The sequence below is a fragment of the Pseudopedobacter sp. genome, from assembly GCF_040392825.1.
Classification (GTDB): Bacteria; Bacteroidota; Bacteroidia; order Sphingobacteriales; family Sphingobacteriaceae; genus Pseudopedobacter.
This window is the reverse complement of sequence record NZ_JBEBVH010000350.1, coordinates 1-3,472: the sequence shown is the minus strand read 5'-3', so window position 1 is coordinate 3,472 and position 3,472 is coordinate 1. Positions and strand designations below refer to the sequence as shown.

General features: G+C 34.2%; 3 protein-coding genes. 1 reads left to right on the top strand and 2 read right to left on the bottom strand.

What is annotated here, in order from left to right; all coding sequences use genetic code 11:
• Positions 1-66: 66 nt before the first annotated feature.
• The gene (locus ABWO41_RS16765; RefSeq protein WP_353140469.1) at positions 67-1,287 is read left to right on the top strand and encodes a response regulator transcription factor; all 1,221 of its coding nucleotides are present in this window, start codon (positions 67-69) and stop codon (positions 1,285-1,287) included.
• Positions 1,288-1,630: 343 nt separating this feature from the next.
• Here the strand turns inward: ABWO41_RS16765 and ABWO41_RS16760 are convergent, their stop codons facing one another.
• Both ABWO41_RS16760 and ABWO41_RS16755 read right to left on the bottom strand, forming a co-directional pair.
• Positions 1,631-2,728, bottom strand: a complete 1,098-nt coding sequence (locus ABWO41_RS16760; protein ID WP_353140467.1) for a hypothetical protein — start codon at positions 2,726-2,728, stop codon at positions 1,631-1,633.
• 10 nt (positions 2,729-2,738) lie between these two features.
• Positions 2,739-3,472: RNA polymerase sigma factor (locus ABWO41_RS16755; protein ID WP_353140465.1), on the bottom strand; the 734-nt coding region annotated here is incomplete at its 5' end.

Below are 3,472 nucleotides of genomic sequence, written 5' to 3'. Positions count from 1 at the left end.
AAAAAAAAAATAATTTAACTGAGAATAATTTAAATAAATTGATATTTTTGCTTAAAATAACATTTTATGAAAAAAATTATTACGCTATTCCTGCTGTTTTCTACACTTTCCATCTTTGGAAATAATATTTCTTTAAAAAAACTGAATCAGGAAATAGAACTTTCAAAAAATTTAGGAAATCACGAGGCATGTATTAAATTAGTATGTAATTTTTTAGCACAGCCAAATATAACTTCGGCAGAAAAATATGAAGCCTACGTATTAAAATCGGCTATATATAGAAGACTATATAAATACGAACATGCACTGCATTTTCTTGACCTGGCTCTTAAAGAAGGTATTAAAGGAGATAACAGGGCTACTGCAGAACAGGAAATAAAGGCTGAAAGGTCATTTATCTACTTCGATAAGCAGGCATTCGATATGTCGGAAAAACTTACAAGCGAATTGGAGGCAACAGGCTACAGAAACCTTGAGCCAAAATACCTTTTATTTCTTTATACTCAGAAAGGGTATTTTCTATTAAAGAGAAAAGAGTATGCTGCGTCAGAAGAAATTCTAAACAAGGCATTCAATTTAAGTAAAAGACATTTTCCTAAAGAGTTGCCTATTATATTCGGAAAACAAATAGAACTATATCATCACACAGCAAATGTAGAGAAAAGGGATTTAACATACAAAGCCGGAATTCAGTCTGCAAGACAGGCACACAACATCAAATACGAATTCTATTTAGAGGAAGTAATGAAAAACGTATTCAGTAGCAGTAAAGACTATAAGAATGCCTTTTTTCACCAGCAAAAATGTGATTCACTGTTTTCTCTTTACAATTCCAATATAAACAGCAGTAAAGTGGAGCTCTTGGAACAGCAGTTGAAAACACAGGAATATAGTTATAGCTCGCAAAAAAAGCACTATATGCTGCTAACTATTGCTGTATTTGCATTGCTTTTATTATTACTTCTTTTTATAACCTATAAACTTTATAAAAATACCAAGCTTAAGAACAAGTTTATAACAGAGGAAAATGAGAGAATACAGAACGAGATAAAATACCACCTGCAAATTTCAGAACAAACACAATCTTCAAATAAAAACAAGCTAGATGGGTTTCATTTTACCGAACGCCAGCTGCAGATCATCGACTTACTAAAGAAAGGCAAAAGCAATAAGGAAATAGCAGCAGAGCTTTTTATTTCCGACAATACGGTTAAATACCATCTAAAAATTATTTACAACGTCCTAAACATAAAACAGCGCAACGAACTTTTAATTATGTATGCTTAATTTATAATGTTACTACGTTTAAATGAATAAAGGTGCTATTTACACACAATTCTAACTATTTCCCAGCTATAGCAAGTGTCCCAAACCAAAAAATTAATGCTATATCATAAATTACTGTACTTGTACTGATCCAGATATCTTAAAGTTAATTTTCAATTGCTGATCTATTGTGTAAGTAATTAATAAGTGTTCATCCATTTGGGTTTACTTTCGCACTCAATATTATATTGTTTGATAATTAATAATCTGTCGTAGCCTTTGGTTGTATATGCTTACCGCATTCAGTGAGCGTTAACATAAAACCTCACCCTACGGGTGTACAAGCACCCTCAAATTTTATTACTTAGGTAGTGATAAGCTCAATACCTGCTTTATCTGCTTTGTATTTGATCAAAGTCATCAGTTCATAATAATTCCAGTTACGCAAGACAAACTGTTCTTCTTTTGCTATTACTGTATTTTCCTGCATATCCATCAGAACAAGTGTTGCAGCCTGATGCTTTACACAAAAATCAATCAGCCTTCTGCTGTACTCATGTAGGCGGTTAGTTATATAATTAGCTTCTTTATCTTTAAATTTGGTTAAAGCTTTTAACTTTCGTTCCTTACCTTTCCCACTCCTGCAGTACGTTACCGCTAGTTGCGTTCGGGCATATGCTGCCTGAATTGCCAGCCTTCTGTGTAAAAACTCTTCCTTATTACCAATCTGCAACTTGTTCTTACCTATTTTCACGGAGATGGGATGCTCTAACGAAAGCGAAGCTTCTGCAACAACTTCAGGTTTCAGGTAGTGCTTATCTTTTGTGATTTCAAAAGCCGCCAGCCAAAAGATTTTCCCCTTATCAAGTTTTATCCGGGAAGTGCAAAGCTTCACTTCATCACTCATTAACTTTTGTAATAATTTGTGTTTATCGGTAAAATCATTTCCAAGATAGGTTTTAAACGGTATCGTAAACAGACGAAAACAGTAAGCCTTTTTATCTTCGTTATAATGTAGGCGTTTGAAACCTTCCGTTCCAAATAGGAAACCCGAATTAGGTTTAAAATTATCCAAAGAACGTGTACCGCTTGCATATTGCATATAGTTCTTTTTAAACTTGTTTTTCAGTTCATGGTTAAGATAATTTAGTATATTCGTGGGAATATCGCCTTTATAACGGTCACTAGCCACCCTGTACGTACAATTAGAGTGTGAGAACTGCAGAATTCCATCAACATTTTTTTTCTCGTCGACTAATTTATACTTGATTCCTTCAGAAAGATAAAAAAAATCTTTAATCATTGCCTGGACATACAGATGACTAATGATAAGGTTTGCTGCCCGCACGCACCTGTCCTGCCATGTGTACAGTTTCTGCCAGACTTCTTTTTTTTCCTCTGCTGTGGGCAGGTCAATCTTTATCTGTATTTTTCGGGTCAGTATAACTGTAGTCTTTTCCATAATTATCGTTTTAAATTGGCTGCATCTTATTTTGCTGATTAAATTTATAAGCTGTCATAAATTCTTCATGGACTTCCTTTTGTGAAAGGTTAAGTTCTTGGGCAATGGCTGTAAAAGAGCAATTCATTTCACACCGCAGTTTTAATACCTGCAATTGTCTTGGGCTTAATTCTACTACTTCATTACAGCCTGTCTTTTTATTTGTATTTAAAACTTTGTCTTTTCTAGTAACAATTCTTTTTATATCATCAATTGCCCGCTTTATCTCGTTAACGGTTTCAGTAGTGCCCATTCCCATAACCTGCCCTATACTCTTATACTGAAAACCATATTTTAAACATAGGTCGATTAAATGTCGCCTTTCCGGAGTTATAAGTGGTAAAGCACTGCTAACCAGATTGAACATTTTTTGTAGTGACTCGTGATCCTTCGTGTTTTCAGCTGCATCCTCAGGATCGTAACCCGCCAGATAATCTTGATAATTTTCATAACTTTCGAACGAGTGAACATTGGTCTTAAAAAACTTGTCCCTTGGTTTTGCATGGTGCGAATAACAACTTCTTTTCATGACAACCTTCAAAAACAACAGTATATGCAAAGGGTTTTCGATCTTTTCACGATAATCCCATAATTTTAAAAAAGTATCCTGTACCAGATTCTCAACAACAAAATCATCGTCAAGATACTGTCTGCCTACCCAAAAAATAAGTCTTCTGTATTGGGCATGAATATTTTCTAAAGCAG

Excerpts from the sequence above, each read along its gene's own strand:
- ABWO41_RS16760 (WP_353140467.1), bottom strand. The coding sequence starts at position 2,728 with ATGGAAAAGACTACAGTTATACTGACCCGAAAAATACAGATAAAGATT.
- ABWO41_RS16765 (WP_353140469.1), top strand. The coding sequence starts at position 67 with ATGAAAAAAATTATTACGCTATTCCTGCTGTTTTCTACACTTTCCATC.